Annotated in this window: 10 protein-coding genes; 1 reads left to right on the plus strand and 9 read right to left on the minus strand. The window is 42.8% G+C overall.

What is annotated here, in order from left to right:
* Positions 1-520: 520 nt before the first annotated feature.
* The 8 genes from bamA to rpsB form a co-directional block, all read right to left on the minus strand.
* Positions 521-2,830: an outer membrane protein assembly factor BamA gene (bamA, locus tag GKR41_RS02205; RefSeq protein ID WP_420885643.1), complete on the minus strand. Its 2,310-nt coding sequence runs from the start codon at positions 2,828-2,830 to the stop codon at positions 521-523.
* Between the two features lie 764 nt (positions 2,831-3,594).
* Entirely contained in the window at positions 3,595-4,779 is a 1,185-nt protein-coding gene (ispC, locus tag GKR41_RS02210; RefSeq protein WP_226809575.1) for a 1-deoxy-D-xylulose-5-phosphate reductoisomerase, read from the minus strand.
* A 10-nt stretch (positions 4,780-4,789) separates the two neighbouring features.
* Positions 4,790-5,605, minus strand: a complete 816-nt coding sequence (locus GKR41_RS02215; protein ID WP_226809576.1) for a phosphatidate cytidylyltransferase — start codon at positions 5,603-5,605, stop codon at positions 4,790-4,792.
* Positions 5,606-5,621: 16 nt separating this feature from the next.
* The gene (gene uppS, locus GKR41_RS02220) at positions 5,622-6,380 is read right to left on the minus strand and encodes a polyprenyl diphosphate synthase (RefSeq protein ID WP_226809577.1); all 759 of its coding nucleotides are present in this window, start codon (positions 6,378-6,380) and stop codon (positions 5,622-5,624) included.
* Positions 6,381-6,459: 79 nt separating this feature from the next.
* Positions 6,460-7,023, minus strand: coding sequence for a ribosome recycling factor (frr, locus tag GKR41_RS02225; protein ID WP_226809578.1), 564 nt, complete (start codon positions 7,021-7,023; stop codon positions 6,460-6,462).
* Between the two features lie 89 nt (positions 7,024-7,112).
* The gene (gene pyrH / locus GKR41_RS02230; protein ID WP_226809579.1) at positions 7,113-7,826 is read right to left on the minus strand and encodes a UMP kinase; all 714 of its coding nucleotides are present in this window, start codon (positions 7,824-7,826) and stop codon (positions 7,113-7,115) included.
* 244 nt (positions 7,827-8,070) lie between these two features.
* On the minus strand, positions 8,071-8,949 hold the full coding sequence (gene tsf / locus GKR41_RS02235; RefSeq protein WP_226809580.1) for a translation elongation factor Ts: 879 nt from the start codon (positions 8,947-8,949) through the stop codon (positions 8,071-8,073).
* A gap of 166 nt (positions 8,950-9,115) precedes the next feature.
* On the minus strand, positions 9,116-9,862 hold the full coding sequence (gene rpsB, locus GKR41_RS02240) for a 30S ribosomal protein S2 (RefSeq protein WP_226809581.1): 747 nt from the start codon (positions 9,860-9,862) through the stop codon (positions 9,116-9,118).
* A gap of 1,371 nt (positions 9,863-11,233) precedes the next feature.
* Between rpsB and map the strand changes: the two genes are divergently transcribed.
* Entirely contained in the window at positions 11,234-12,037 is an 804-nt protein-coding gene (gene map / locus GKR41_RS02245; protein ID WP_226809582.1) for a type I methionyl aminopeptidase, read from the plus strand.
* A gap of 347 nt (positions 12,038-12,384) precedes the next feature.
* On the opposite strand, the gene ligA is transcribed toward map, so the two are convergent.
* A complete protein-coding gene (gene ligA, locus GKR41_RS02250; RefSeq protein WP_226809583.1) occupies positions 12,385-14,424 on the minus strand; it encodes an NAD-dependent DNA ligase LigA in 2,040 nt (679 codons plus the stop codon).
* Positions 14,425-15,033: the final 609 nt, after the last annotated feature.

Consider the following 15,033-nt stretch of genomic DNA (forward strand, 5'->3'; position numbering starts at 1 on the left):
ATGGTCAATTCGCCGCGTCTTCTTAATTAAGAACATATGGCATCCGGTATACAATATTTATAAGTGGACTTACGTAGTCTACTTTCGTATTGCTAGATAATCATCTGTTGATTCGGGGAATTGATAGATCATGAGGGTATAGTCGAGTACACAGTCAGTTTTTCAATTCGATGCTGATTCGGGTTTGCACGAAACTTGTAATACTAATTTTGAAAATTTATGTTTATCTGAGCTAAAGAGCAGTACTGGTCAAATAAGGATATTGATTCACCATTTTATCCTATTTATTGGGCAATCTCTGTAGATTTTATTCTACTTTTTTCGAGATGAAGTCTCCACTGTAAATCGCAGGCTCTGCTAGTTTTTTCTTATAAAGAACGGGTTTAAATAAACCGTTAATTGATCTTGTACTTAAATAATAGCTATTGCCAAGACATTATCTAGCATTACGAGTACTTCATTGTAATATACTTAAATATGGTTGGTAAAGTGACTGCTTAAAGTAATAAATAGCTATTTATCAGAATACAGTACCGATCTGGAACTGTAAGCTCTGGTATTGATCACCCTTATATTTAATAAGGGGTAGACCTAGACCGAGCTTTAATGGTCCTACCGGGGAGAGCCAAGCTAAGCCTAAGCCATAGCTGTAGCGTAAGCTATTCGTGCCGATACCGTTACCTCCCTCACCCCATACATTTCCACCGTCAAGGAAGGCAAACACGCGTAACGTTCGATCGTATCCGGTCCCTGGCAATGGAAACATTAACTCGATGCTGCCTACGATTATCTTTGATCCGCCTATAGGATTATTTGTTATCTTATCCTTCGGGCCTAGTGAATTAGGTTTATAGCCACGCACAGATCCAATGCCACCGGCGAAATAGTGCTTAAAGATTGGGTAGGGTCTACTATTTACTCCATTACCATAGCCACCTTGCAAGGTTAGGCCTAATACGAAACCGCGGGCAAACGAGTAATAATATCGCATCTGTAGATCGGCTTTATAGTACTGGGATTGACCGATCGGTGTACCGTATTCAGTGTTAACCTGCATATAATATCCTTGGTTCGGTACTATTGAATTATCTCTAGTATCACTCGACCAACCAATGGTAACTGGAACGCTATTTGAAACATTTCCAAACTTTTTCGTGTAATCAATATAACTTTGTGAATGCACGGATTCGGTATTTAAACTCTCCTGCTCGACGCCAGCACCGAAATATATAGTATTCAATTCTGAGAATGGAATACCGAACTTTAGATTACCCCCCGCAGTAATAGTCTGGAAACTTGAATCACTCGAGCGATATAGTGGTTGAGACGTGTGATAGTAAAGATTGACAATTCGTTGAATCCCATCGATCGTCAGATTCGGATCAACTTGTGTGAAATCTAACGTCCGGTGCGCATAAGCAGTATTGATGTTTAGCGATAAGCTTTTACCAGAACCACAGAAGTTGTCCTGTGATACGGAGCCTGATAGCATAATCTTATCTGTGGATGATAGTCCTGCGCTGAGAGAAATTGTGCCAGTTGATTTCTCTGTCACTTTTATATTAATATCAACTTGATCATTTGTATTCTGCACTGGAATTGTAGTTAAATTGACGTCAGTGAAGTAGCCAAGTCGGTTAATCCGATCTTTTGATAGTATGATCCGACTGCTATCGAACCACGCACTCTCAAATTGTCGGATCTCACGACGGATTACCTCATCACGTGTTTTACTATTACCAGTAATATTCACGCGGCGTACGTAAACGCGCCGACTAGGATTAACGTGAAGAATTAATTTTACTGTATCGTGTTCCCGATCAATATCCAGCTGCACGTTTACGCTAGCGAAAGCGTAGCCGTACTCACCGAGCTTATCAATAATCGCCATGACAGATGCCTGCTGCTTCTCCGCGGAGAAGTAGTCCCCTTGATTTAACTGCATAAGCTTTGCTAGCTCGGCTTCTTTATTCAGTAAATCTCCGGCGAAATTAATACAAGATATTTTGTACGGTCGACCCTCATGTAGCGTTACCGTCAAATACATATCTTCTTTATTTGGCGAGATCGATACCTGCGTTGAATCAATATTAAACTCAATATAACCACGGTTCAGATAATACGATCGAATGTTTTCTAGATCACCAGTAAATTTTTCTTGCAAATACAGGTCGCTCTTTGTATACCAAGAGAACCAGTTTGGTGTAGACGATTGCATTTCATCGAGCAATGTTCTGGTCGAGAAGGTTTTATTGCCAATGAAATTAATCTCCCGAATCTTTGCGCTTGGTCCTTCTACGATCGAGAACAAGATTGACATGCGATTATGTTCTATGTCGATCGGCTTCACTGTTGTCTTCACCTTTGCTGCATAGTACCCGCGCGCTAGGTATTGACGTTTTAATTCCTGCTTAGATTTTTCGATCTGCGCTACATCATAGCGGCGGCCATTAGATAGTCCAACCGAGCTTAATGCCATAATTAGATTTTCCTTGTTAAACTCATGAATACCAAGGAAGTCGATTGAGCTAATGACTGGGCGTTCCTGCACGTTAACCACTAAGGTATTTTTTTGTACTAGCACTTTAATATCACTGAAGAAACCAGTGGAGTACAGTGCATGGATAATCTGGGATCCTTTTTCGTCAGAAAACAGGTCACCTTGCTTGATTGGTAAGTACGCAAACACAGTACTTGGCTCTACCCACCGCAATCCTTCAAGGCAAATGTCTTTAACGACAAATGGCACCGTGGCATGCGCAACTATCCAACATATTGATAATAGGACTGTCGCAATCATCTTGAGGACAAAGCGGTAATGTTTAGGCAACTTTTTTCCTTAATATTTTTCCTGCGAGGTATATTGATCTCGGGGTGTACTAATAGTCCTGTGCTTAGAATAATTCAAATATGAAAAGTGATTAAATAGTGCTACCACCGATAACGAAATAAATAAATCTGATTCCGCAAAATACAGTTGCTAGAGTTTCGAAACAGCCTTACCTATTTTTTCCTTCTAAATAATATAACAGATGCTATGTATAACGTTAGAAGTGGCAGCAAATCCGTCATATCGAGACTGATAACTCAGCGCTATAGACAAGGTAAATATAAAACTGCTTAGTTTATTGTTTTTTGCTCACGTAGTTAGCGATATTATCATTTGATAAGCGTTTTTAGATCACCCGAGCATCGGGTAGTACAGTGGGCTCTGTAACACTCTATAATGATAGATAGAGCGAGTATGCACCTAAAGCTTTTAGCATAAATATCCCCGATAATACCTAAGTTCAATAAACTCACTTAATAGCACCATCTCCATCATGAATAAAAAACTTCGAAAGTTCAGCTGAATTGGCAGTAGATGGCTAGCGCTTTTACTATATCCGAATCCTAGCTACAAAGATTAAGCTACTTTGGCTGACTACTATATCGAGTGAGCTCACCAGCAACACCTGTAAAGCACCAGCCGTTTAGCATTTGATTGAACAAAAATCTCGATTTGTTACGGAGTATCCCTATATAGCTTAGAAGCATCAGCCGTATGACATATTACTCAGTTTAGGAAATTGAACCTTACCATTCTGCGCATATCTAGTCTACTAGATATAGGTATCGAACTATCGCTGCCTGTGCTGCGCGGCGGGCCTGCGCATCAATATCGAGCACCGCATCTAGCGTTGTTGAAACATCGGCTTGAACTTGTTCGAGTACATCGCTGACCACTGCTGCGATCGCAGTAAATCTAATGTGTCGCGCAAGAAATGCTTCGACAGCAACCTCATTCGCTGCGTTCAATACTGTGCTTGCAGCACCGCCTTCATGCAATGCTTGCAGTGCGAGCGATAGACATGGAAAGCGATCGTAGTCGGGTGGCTCGAATGTTAGAGTTGCTACTTTTGCGAGATCCAGCTGCTCAACGCCTGATACAATCCGAGTAGGAAACGCTAATGCATGAGCGATTGGTGTACGCATATCGGGATAACCAAGCTGTGCGAGTGTTGAGCCGTCCGAATAAGACACTAAAGCATGGATTACGCTTTGTGGATGTATTAGTACATGGATCTGCTCAGGGCGTAGATTAAATAGCCAGCTTGCCTCAATCACCTCAAGACCCTTATTCATCATTGTGGCTGAATCGACTGAAATCTTGCGCCCCATGCTCCAATTTGGATGTTTACATGCTTCTTCTGGCGTTACGTTGAGTAACGTAATCGGTTCACGCAAGCGAAATGGGCCACCGGATGCAGTTAGCTGGATTCTAGTCACCTCACCATGCAAACCAGGCTCGCGAGGAAAGCACTGGAAAATTGCATTATGCTCACTATCAATAGGCAATAACGCAGCACCACTTTCATAGACCGCCTCCATGAACAATGCTCCGGACATCACCAATGATTCCTTATTCGCAAGCAAAATCCTCTTGCCAGCACGCGCTGCCGCTAGTGTTGGCTCTAGCCCAGCTGCACCAACAATAGCCGCAACAACTGTATTGCATGCAGTATCCGCTGCGGCGGATGCTATTGCTGCTCGGCCGTATTCGACAAGAGTCATGCAGCCCACTTCGCATAAGCGTTTCTGTAGCTGTATTGCCGTCTGCGCATCATCTACTACTGCAATATATGGCGTAAAACGCATACATTGCTGAGCAAGTTTTTCCCAGTTTCGGTGCGCAGTCAACGCATAGATTGAAAATCTCTCTGGATACCGAGCAATCACATTCAGCGTGCTATTGCCGATCGAGCCCGTCGAACCGAGCAGGGTTATACAATGTTGCATTAGGAATAATTCAACTCAAAAGCAGCATCGATAGCGGGAGAACGGGTAATAGCCCATCGATCCGATCAAGAACACCGCCATGACCTGGCAGTAGCTGACTCGAATCTTTTACGCTAGCCTGGCGCTTTAACAGCGACTCAAATAAATCGCCAACTATGCTAAAAATAACTAGCAAGCTCAATGCAAGTACTGCGCCCACGATTCCAAACCGCTGAACTAGCAATCCTGTCATAGTCAATAGACTGGGATTTGCAGCGAATGTAAGCAGCGCACCCATGATAGCTGATAGCCATCCACCGATTGCGCCTTCCCATGTCTTATTTGGACTGATTACCGGTGCTAGCTTATGATGGCTAAAGTATTTTCCAGCAAAATAGGCACCGATGTCGGCAAGACAGACAATCAATAACAAGGATAGTATAAATATAACGCCAGATACACGTGCAGCTACCATCGTACGCCAACAAGCAATAAACAGTACTATACCTGCTACCAGTAAGAAACCGCGCCAGATACCGCTAGCTAGAATCGGCTTACGTAATAGTACGAACGGTGCTACAACAATCCAAAATATAGAAGACACCCACGATATTAGGGAACCTAGCGTCGTGCCAACTAGTATATAAGCGATTAGTATCGCACTAGATAGTGCTGAATAATAAAGCGGCCATATTCCAGGCAGTTGTAATAATTTACCCCATTCCCAAGCCGCAAATGCTAATACTAAAGCAATGAGTACACCGAAATCTTTTAGTGGGATACATAAAGTAACTAGCAATAAAACGGCAAGCAAGATAATCGCCGTAATCATGCGGGTTTTTAACATAAAAAGGGATCAAATTTCACGATTTTTGGGTAAGTTGTGCACTGGTGCGTCCAAAACGACGTTCGCGTTCGCGGTATGAAGAAATCGCTTTACCCAATTCAACATCATTAAACTCTGGCCAGAAAACATGGGTGAAATAAAATTCAGTATAGGCTAGTTGCCATAGCAGAAAATTACTGACACGCTGCTCTCCGCCTGTTCGAATAAATAAGTCCGGCTCCGGCGCATATGCCATCGCTAAATGTTCTGCGAAACTCGACTCATTCACATTCTGGATATCACCTCCATCTATGCATTGTTGCGCAATCTTACGCGTAGCCTGCAAAATATCCCAACGGCCACCATAATTTGCCGCAATGGTTAATATCAAACCTGTATTACCTTCCGTCTTGATTTCTAGGTAGTGTACAAGTTTTTGGATTCTAGGCTCGAACACTGACAAGTCACCAACTACTCGTAACTGGATGTTATTTGTATATAGATGCGCAATTTCTTGCTCGAGCGCACTAATAAAAAGACGCATTAAGAATGACACTTCATCGACCGGACGTCGCCAGTTCTCAGAACTGAATGCAAATAAAGTCAGAAATTTGATGCCCTGCATCGCACAGGCTTTGATAATAGTGCGTACTGTTTCGAGTCCTTTCGCATGACCAGAAACACGCGGTAGACGCTTGCTCTCCGCCCATCGGCCATTGCCATCCATTATGATTGCGATATGCCTCGGTACCTTTGTAACGATTGGTATGCACACCGTGGAACTAGTATGTATCATTTATATTCTCGTTCCGCATCTGGCTGGTGACGATGTATAAGTATAGGCGCGCAGCGCCCAAAAACACTGTACTATTGCTTCACACCGTCATAATCTCTGATTCTTTAATCTGAACTAACTTCTCGATCTCACCGACGAACTTATCGGTTAGCTTTTGAACTTCGTCTTGCGCCCGGCGTTCGTCATCCTCAGAAATATCTTTGTCTTTCAGTAATTTTTTTAACTGATCATTTGCGTCACGCCGCAAATTACGTATCACCACTTTTGCGTTTTCACCCTCTGATTTCACAACCTTGCTTAACTCTCGTCGACGCTCTTCTGTCAAGACTGGCATGGGCACGCGAATCAATTCGCCTTGCGATACTGGATTCAAACCGAAATGAGATTCACGGATCGCCTTCGTAATGACTGCAACCATCTTCTTATCCCACGGTTGCACACTAATCGTATTAGCATCAATTAGTGTTAAGTTCGCGACCTGCAATATCGATATATTCGAACCGTAGTACTCGATCCGAATATGATCGAGTAAGCCTGTATGAGCTCGACCCGTTCGTATCTTCGTTAGATAATCTTTTTGAAATCCCTCTAAGGAGCGACGCATTTTATGCTCCGCGTCTTTCTTGATGTCCGCAATAGTCATTCAAATCTCCGAAACAATGTACCCTAATGCTAGCAAGCTTCTCTAGCATAGGTCGCGCGCTAGGCATTCGTCCCGATTCCTCTCAAAGTTTACACGTGTACTAAGGTGCCCTCGTCATCGCCTTGTACGATACGCTGTAAGGCACCGGGTTTATTGATCGAGAATACCCGAATAGGTAGATTCTGATCGCGGCATAACGCAAATGCAGTCGCATCCATCACCTGTAGATTACGATTAATAGCTTCATCGAAGCTTATCGTCGCATAACGCGTAGCCGTTGGATTCTTTTTCGGGTCAGCAGAGTAGACGCCATCGACTTTGGTGGCCTTAAGAATAACTTCTGCGCCGATTTCCGCACCTCGTAGCGCAGCAGCTGTATCCGTAGTAAAAAACGGATTACCTGTGCCAGCAGCAAAAATGACGACCCTCCCCTCTTCTAGTTGCTGGATTGCGCGACGTCGAATATAGGGTTCGACTACTTGGTCCATGCGCAATGCAGACTGCACACGCGCCTCAATGCCCGCATGCCGCATCGCATCTTGTAGAGCCAATGCGTTCATCATTGTTGCAAGCATTCCCATATAGTCTGCTGTTGCGCGATCCATACCCGTCGAACCGCCGGCTACGCCACGGAAGATGTTACCACCGCCAATCACGAGAGCGAGCTGAGCATCTAGCTTTATAACGTTGACGATATCTGCAACGATTCTTTCAATTATCGTACGCTTAATGCCAAATGAATCATCACCCATTAGGGCTTCGCCAGAAAGTTTAAGCAGAAGGCGTTTATATACAGTTGACATAGCAGGATATTCGCTTGCACCGAAGAAACTTCGGGGTCGTATAGGGGGGAAATGCGTTTCGGATAAAAACTGTAAAACGCATAGCGGCACTTGACGTTCACTTGAACTTATGCAATGCTCTAGCACAGTAACAGATTGTCTCTCTAGGCTAAAAGCATGTGATACGTAATGGGAAAGTAAGATCGAGATGTTATGGGCACTCATGCCCGCATAGACTCGACCCCCCCCGTTCTCGTATAATGGTTTACTTCTTCTGCGCCGCAGCTATCTGCGCAGCTACTTCAATCTTAAAGTTATCGTGACTCTTGTTAATGCCCTCCCCGACAACGAACAGCGCAAAACGATAAACTATTGTATTCGTTGCTTTAAGAAACTGCTCGACGGTTTGCTTATCGTTTTTCACAAACGGCTGATTAAGCAGTGACACTTCCTTTAAGTATTTTTGAATACTGCCTTCAACTATTTTATCAACGATCTCGGGTGGTTTTCCCGTCCCGGCGGCTTTCTGCTCAGCGATACTACGTTCTTTCGTGATGAGCTCAGCTGATACGTCATCTGATGAAAGGAACATTGGTTTCATTGCTGCGATATGCATTGCAATATCCCTGCCAATTCGCTCATTAGTGCCATTGTATTCAACCAGAACACCGATGCGTGTTCCGTGCAAGTATGAGGCTAATTTATGAGCAGTCTCAAAGCGCGAGAATCGGCGAATTACTATGTTTTCACCCATTTTTCCAACTAGCGCGGCGCGCAATACATCTACTGGCGTATCGTTTAGTAATAACGTAGATAACTCAGAAACATCCGCCGGATTCTGAGTAGCAACTAGTTTTGCAACCTCTCTTGAGAAAACTATAAAATCTCCATTTTTTGCGACGAAATCTGTTTCGCAGTTTAACTCGACTAAGGCGCCACTTTTGCCTATAAATGATGCGATCATGCCTTCCGCCGTCGCGCGTTCAGCTGCCCTGCTCGCCTTGTTACCGAGTTTCACGCGTAGCACTTCCTCGGCGCGAGTCATGCTACCAGCAGCTTCAATCAACGCCCTTTTGCATTCCATTATGGGCGCATCGGTATTTGCGCGCAGTTTTGCAACCATGGTTGATGTAATTGTCGCCATTGTTTGTCCTTATAGTTCTATTGGACTATCCGTTTGTTTATGTGATGCGCAGATTTTAGCTTTACTACACCGCTTTGCACTGCTTTAAAACCCAAGCGTGGAGAGCTATGCGCCTAAAAAAAGGGGGCTCAAAGCCCCATTGCTTGACCATGCTGCCTACCTAGGATCATGCTTGCTCGTTGAGCTCGACAAACTCATCATTGCCTCGCACCACTTGCATAACATCGTTAAGTGAGTTTTCTCGACCCTCGAGAGCTGCGTCAGCAATACCTTGTGCATATAAGGTAATAGCTTTACTTGCATCGTCGTTTCCTGGGATTACATAGTCGATGCCGTCTGGTGCGTGATTCGTATCTATAACCGCAATAATTGGAACGTTAAGCTTTTTTGCCTCTGTGATAGCAATTTTGTGATAACCAACATCAATAACGAAAATTGCATCTGGAATGCGTTCCATCTCCTTTACGCCGCCGATCGATTTTTGCAACTTCGCTATTTCTCGATCAAACATCAGCGCTTCCTTTTTGCTCATTTTCTCAACCTCGCCGGATTCAATCATCGCCTCCATATCCCTGAGCTTTCTGATCGATATCTTTAGTGTCTTAAAGTTTGTCAACATTCCACCGAGCCAGCGGTTATTTACATAAGGCATTCCAGCGCGTGTTGCTTCTTTTTTGATCGTGTCGCGCGCCTGGCGCTTCGTACAGACAAACAGAATCGTCCCCCGGTTAGCTGAGACTTGACGCGCGTACTTTAGCGCATCGTTGTACATTATCAACGTTTTTTCAAGATTGATAATATGAATTTTATTTCGATGACCAAAGATGAATGGTGCCATCTTTGGGTGCCAAAAACGGGTCTGGTGCCCAAAATGCACACCGGCTTCTAACATCTGAGACATTTTAACTGCCATAAGATTCTCCAGAAAGGGTTAGGTCTTAAACCGGCTATCGCATCTATTCAGTGTTTCATAGACACCCTTAGTTTGCCAGTTTGTATTAATAATTTTTAAAAAAACTTATGATATTTTACCACTTGTTTCAAAATGAAACAAGGGGGTTAGTTGTTTATAACAAATGCTTCAGTATTCTGATTTTTACAGCTAGCTCCAATGCGGATACTATTTGTTTAGCTATGTAAAAAAATAAGATAGACTGATTGTCTTTTTTATCAAAAAAGAAACCTATTCAATGTTGTTGATATCTTTAAGCATATGTATGCTTTGTCATCTCAATGAAATTAAAAACGTACGTTTAACTTTATTAAACTTTTACAAGCATAGTATATGCGTTTAATCTAGAAATAAGTGTTAAAGAGAAAACTCTGGTAATTAGAAATTTTCTATCGAAATAGAAGTCAAAAGTGGTATAGCGTCAAGAATAATAACCATTCTCTGGGTTAATACTCAATTTTATTCTGATTATTCTAATTAATGAACATATAAACGGTCATATAATGGAAGTTTGCATACTTTCTTATATCGACCGTGTCTAGTTAATATCTGCATACGGATTTAATATTTGGGAAATTTCAATACAATTTACATTAAAAATTAAGATTAATTAGATTGATCCTTATTTTATTTTAAATTTTCTACAGAAAACATAATTTGGACTACGAAAAATTATGAGAATACTGATTTTCAAAAATAGGTTATTAATATTTAAATTAATGCAGTATATTACTTCACCTTGAATTAGCGAGAAATTTTTGGGTTTATCATTATCCCAAAATAGCTCTTTTACCGCACAAAAATAGTTAGTGCGTCTCTAACAATGCCAATTCTTGTTCTTTGGCAATATATGGTAAACTATTGACCTATTCGAAATCGATATGTCGATAAAGAACGGGATTGAATAAAGTATTCAAATTATCTGAAGTATTGAATCACAGAATATAGTCGAATACTTACCCAGTGAGCCTTTGCACATCTCATCAAGTCTAGTTATATAACCACTTATAAAGTGTTATGAGCTAAAACAAAGGCTTGGCATCAAATGTAAATCAGAGTTTATTAGAGAGTTTATGCGATTAAGTATTAACAAAGACAGACATGCAAAATCTTAAGAGATTGATAATCTACGATAATGCTCAATATAAACATAATTTATATGACAGTCCCTTTATGATGTCGCTCCCTAAGCTCTAATTGCAAGATCTTTGCGGCACAGCATTCCACGCATTTCGCACACAATGTTCATTAACATACACTGAGCATTTATCTGACGCGCAGTACAGATGCGATAATGTGGAATAACTTCGTGCTTTTACTTATCATAAACCTATGACTGTCACGATCAAAAACGAACACGACATCGCAAAAATGCGTATTGCATGTCGTCTTGCGAGCGAGGTACTAGACTACATTACGCCTTTTGTTAAGCCTGGTATCACCACCAATGAGCTAGATAAACTCTGTCATGAGTACATGCTTAATAAGCAGTATGCAATTCCTGCACCGCTTAACTACCAGCCATCTGGCTATCCACCGTATCCCAAAGCAACCTGCATCTCTGTGAATGATGTAATTTGCCACGGTATTCCTAGCGATAAAAAATTAAAAAATAACGATATACTAAATATCGATATTACGGTAGTCAAGGACGGTTACTTTGGTGATACGAGCCGTATGTTCATTGTGAACCCAGGATCGATCCTGGGCAAGCGGCTCGTGCAGGTCACTTACGAATGCATGTGGCTGGGCATTGAGCGGGTACAGCCTGGTGCATACCTTGGCGATATTGGATACGCAATACAGCGTCATGCTGAAGCACACGGCTATAGTGTCGTTCGAGAATATTGTGGCCATGGAATCGGCAATGTATTTCATGAAGAACCGCAAATTCTTCACTACGGCCACCCCGGAACGGGCATACAGCTCCAGCCAGGCATGATCTTTACGATTGAACCAATGATTAATGCTGGTCGTCGCGAGATCAGAACGATGCCAGATCGATGGACCGTTAAGACACGCGATCATAGTTTATCTGCGCAATGGGAGCATACAGTGCTAGTAACAAAAACCGGCTACGAGGTACTCACTGTGTCGGCTAATACGCCCCAGCCAAGCCAGTCGTTGTATGACTGAGTAAACTACGCATACCCTAAGCTACGGAAGATGTTATCTAGCAATGCTACTTGCTTTACATTCTTCGTCATATTGATCTATTTTCAAATGGTATGTGTGCATGCACGAGTTTTTACCATATTTACATTACCTTTATACGAATAATAACAAACCTGTGAAAAATTAGACTGATAAAAACGCTGGCTCTAGGGCTAGCGTTAGCGCTCTATATACACAACGCCTCCTCAAATTTACTGAAACGTTTTTAACGTTAGCGTGCTTACTATTTTTAGCAAGTGAATATGTATTTCACTATCATATTCTAAATACGCATTAACCCACGCATATTAAAATTAAGTAAGACGTTCCTACGAACTCTCCAAAAGCCTACGCATCCCTTCTTCGTTTAAGATCGCAATACCCAACTCTTTAGCCTTCATCAACTTTCTACCTGCGTTAGATCCAGCTACTACGTAATTTGTTTTCTTCGATACTGATACTGCGACCTTAGCACTGGCTGTTTCCAGCATTTCCTTAGCTATTGCACGGGATAGGGTCGGTAATGTACCAGTTAGAACTACTGTTATACCAGCAAGCGGGCCAAGCGATTTGTGGGGCACTATTGGCTTCTCGGGCCACTGTACGCCAGCCTCCCGAAGTTGCTTAATTACTATTTTATTATGTGGCTCCAAGAAGAAATAGCGGATTGCTTTTGCGGCTATAGGGCCAACGTCGTTAACCTCGAGCAGTATTTCCTCGCTAGCATCCATCAGCACATCGAGCGAGCCGAAATGCTGAGCTAGCGCTTTTGCAGTCTCCTCGCCAACATAAGGGATGCCTAATGCATAGAGAAGTCGCGGCAATGTCGTCTGTCGCGCACGTACTAATGAGTTAATTAAGTTCTGCGCTGATTTATCCGAGAAACGATTTAATTTCACTACCCTAGTAAAAACTAGATTAAATAGGTCTGCGGGGGTATAGATTAAGTTCTGCTCAACCAATTGAGCAATAATTTTCTTGCCGATCCCATCTATGTCAAGTGCCTGACGTCGCGCGAAATGCCACAATGCTTTCTTGCGCTGGGCAGCACAAATTAATCCACCCATACATCGAGCGACTGCCTTGGCCGGGCGGTATTCGATTGCAGAGCCACAAACTGGGCAGTTGGCTGGCATCGTGAAGGGCCTCGCATCAGCCGGACGGCGTTCTTTAATAGCGCCGACTATTTCCGGAATGACATCTCCGGCGCGTCTCACGACAACAGTGTCTCCAATTAAGATATTCTTGCGCAGTACCTCGTCTGCATTGTGCAAGGTTGCGTTAGTTACAGTGACCCCCCCAACGAACACTGGCTTAAGCCGAGCAACCGGCGTGATAGCGCCGGTACGACCGACCTGCACCTCGATCTCTAGTAACTGAGTTAGTACTTCCTGAGCTGGAAACTTATGTGCCAAAGCAAAACGTGGCGCACGGGAAACACAACCAAGTCTTTCCTGCTCATCATGCCGATTAACCTTATAGACGACACCGTCGATGTCGTATGGCAATAATGATCGTTTCGCGCTTATGCTTCGAAGGAACGCAAGTAAACTGGCTGCACCACGAACAACCGCTCGATCCCCGCTCACCGGTAAGCCCATGCTATCGCACCAGTCAAGCAGCGCTGAGTGTGTATCGGGCATTGGCAAACCTTCTAGTACGCCGATTCCATATACAAAAAACGACAATGGACGTCTTGCGCTAATCTTGGAATCAAGTTGTCGTAGGCTACCAGCTGCTGCGTTGCGTGGATTTGAGAATGTACGCTGTCCTGCCGCGAGCCGCTGCTTGTTAAGTTTCTCAAAATCGAGTCTGAACATTAGTACTTCGCCGCGTACATCAATGCGTGTCGGCACTATATTGCCTCTAAGTATTAATGGTAGTGATCTAATTGTTCTTACGTTTTCCGTGACATCTTCTCCAGTCAGGCCATCGCCTCGCGTTGACGCTGACATGAAACAGCCATTTTCATAGCGTAAGGAGACTGCTAGTCCATCGAACTTTAGCTCGCATGCGTATTCTACATCACCATGCCGTAACAGGTCACTGACGCGTTTATCGAACGCAGTAACATCCCTGTCTTCGAACCCATTATTTAGCGAGAGCATCGGAACGTCATGAATAATAGGAGAAAAACCTTCAGCGACTGCACCACTAACGCGTTGTGTAGGCGAGGTCGGCGTAATTAGATCTGGATTATCCGTCTCAATTTTCTCGAGTTCCTTGAAGAGGTCATCATATTCTGCATCTGGGATCTCAGGTTGATTGAGCACGTAATATGCGTGATTAGCGTGATTAATCTTATTACGCAACCATGCAGCGCGCTTAGATGGACTGTTAGCAATTTTCGGAAACATCATGCGCAACATGAAACCGATTGTTAATAATAAAAATTATTTTAGAAGCTAAGCCTTGGCATTTGCGTGAAATGTTATTTCAGTATAGTGCTGAGCAAAAACTTAGAACTGCGACCAGTGGGTACCTGCCCTAGATGGGGCAGGTACCCACACATCATACATGTAGAAACCTAGCTAATGAGTTATCAGAATATCTAACAGAAAAATTACTAATTATTAATGCGTGTGTCACACAAAAACATAAGCAGTATCTCTAACTACATATTAAATTTGACGAAACACATACTGCTATATGATAGGTTCGCGTCTAATATGCAAAGTCTCAAAAGACCGATTTTAGTTAATGTCTACAACAGTTTGATAGATAAAAACGCTACATATAGGTTTGGCTGTTGGTTAAAAATACTTTATTATAAATCTACTCCATATTTTAAATATGAGGTTTCTTGGTCTCCAAGAATCGGAGCCACTGCTAATCCTACTATTGCAACTCCCACAACCCTCTCCACAAGAGAGCAGTCGTGCGGTTAATAAGTGTTTCCTGCTTAGCACAGTACATCAATATTTTTCTTGAATACCACTATTGCGCGTTAATTTTACACTACCGCATAACTCCCAGCT

It is taken from the genome of Candidatus Vallotia laricis (assembly GCF_020541325.1).
Lineage (GTDB): Bacteria > Pseudomonadota > Gammaproteobacteria > Burkholderiales > Burkholderiaceae > Mycetohabitans > Mycetohabitans laricis.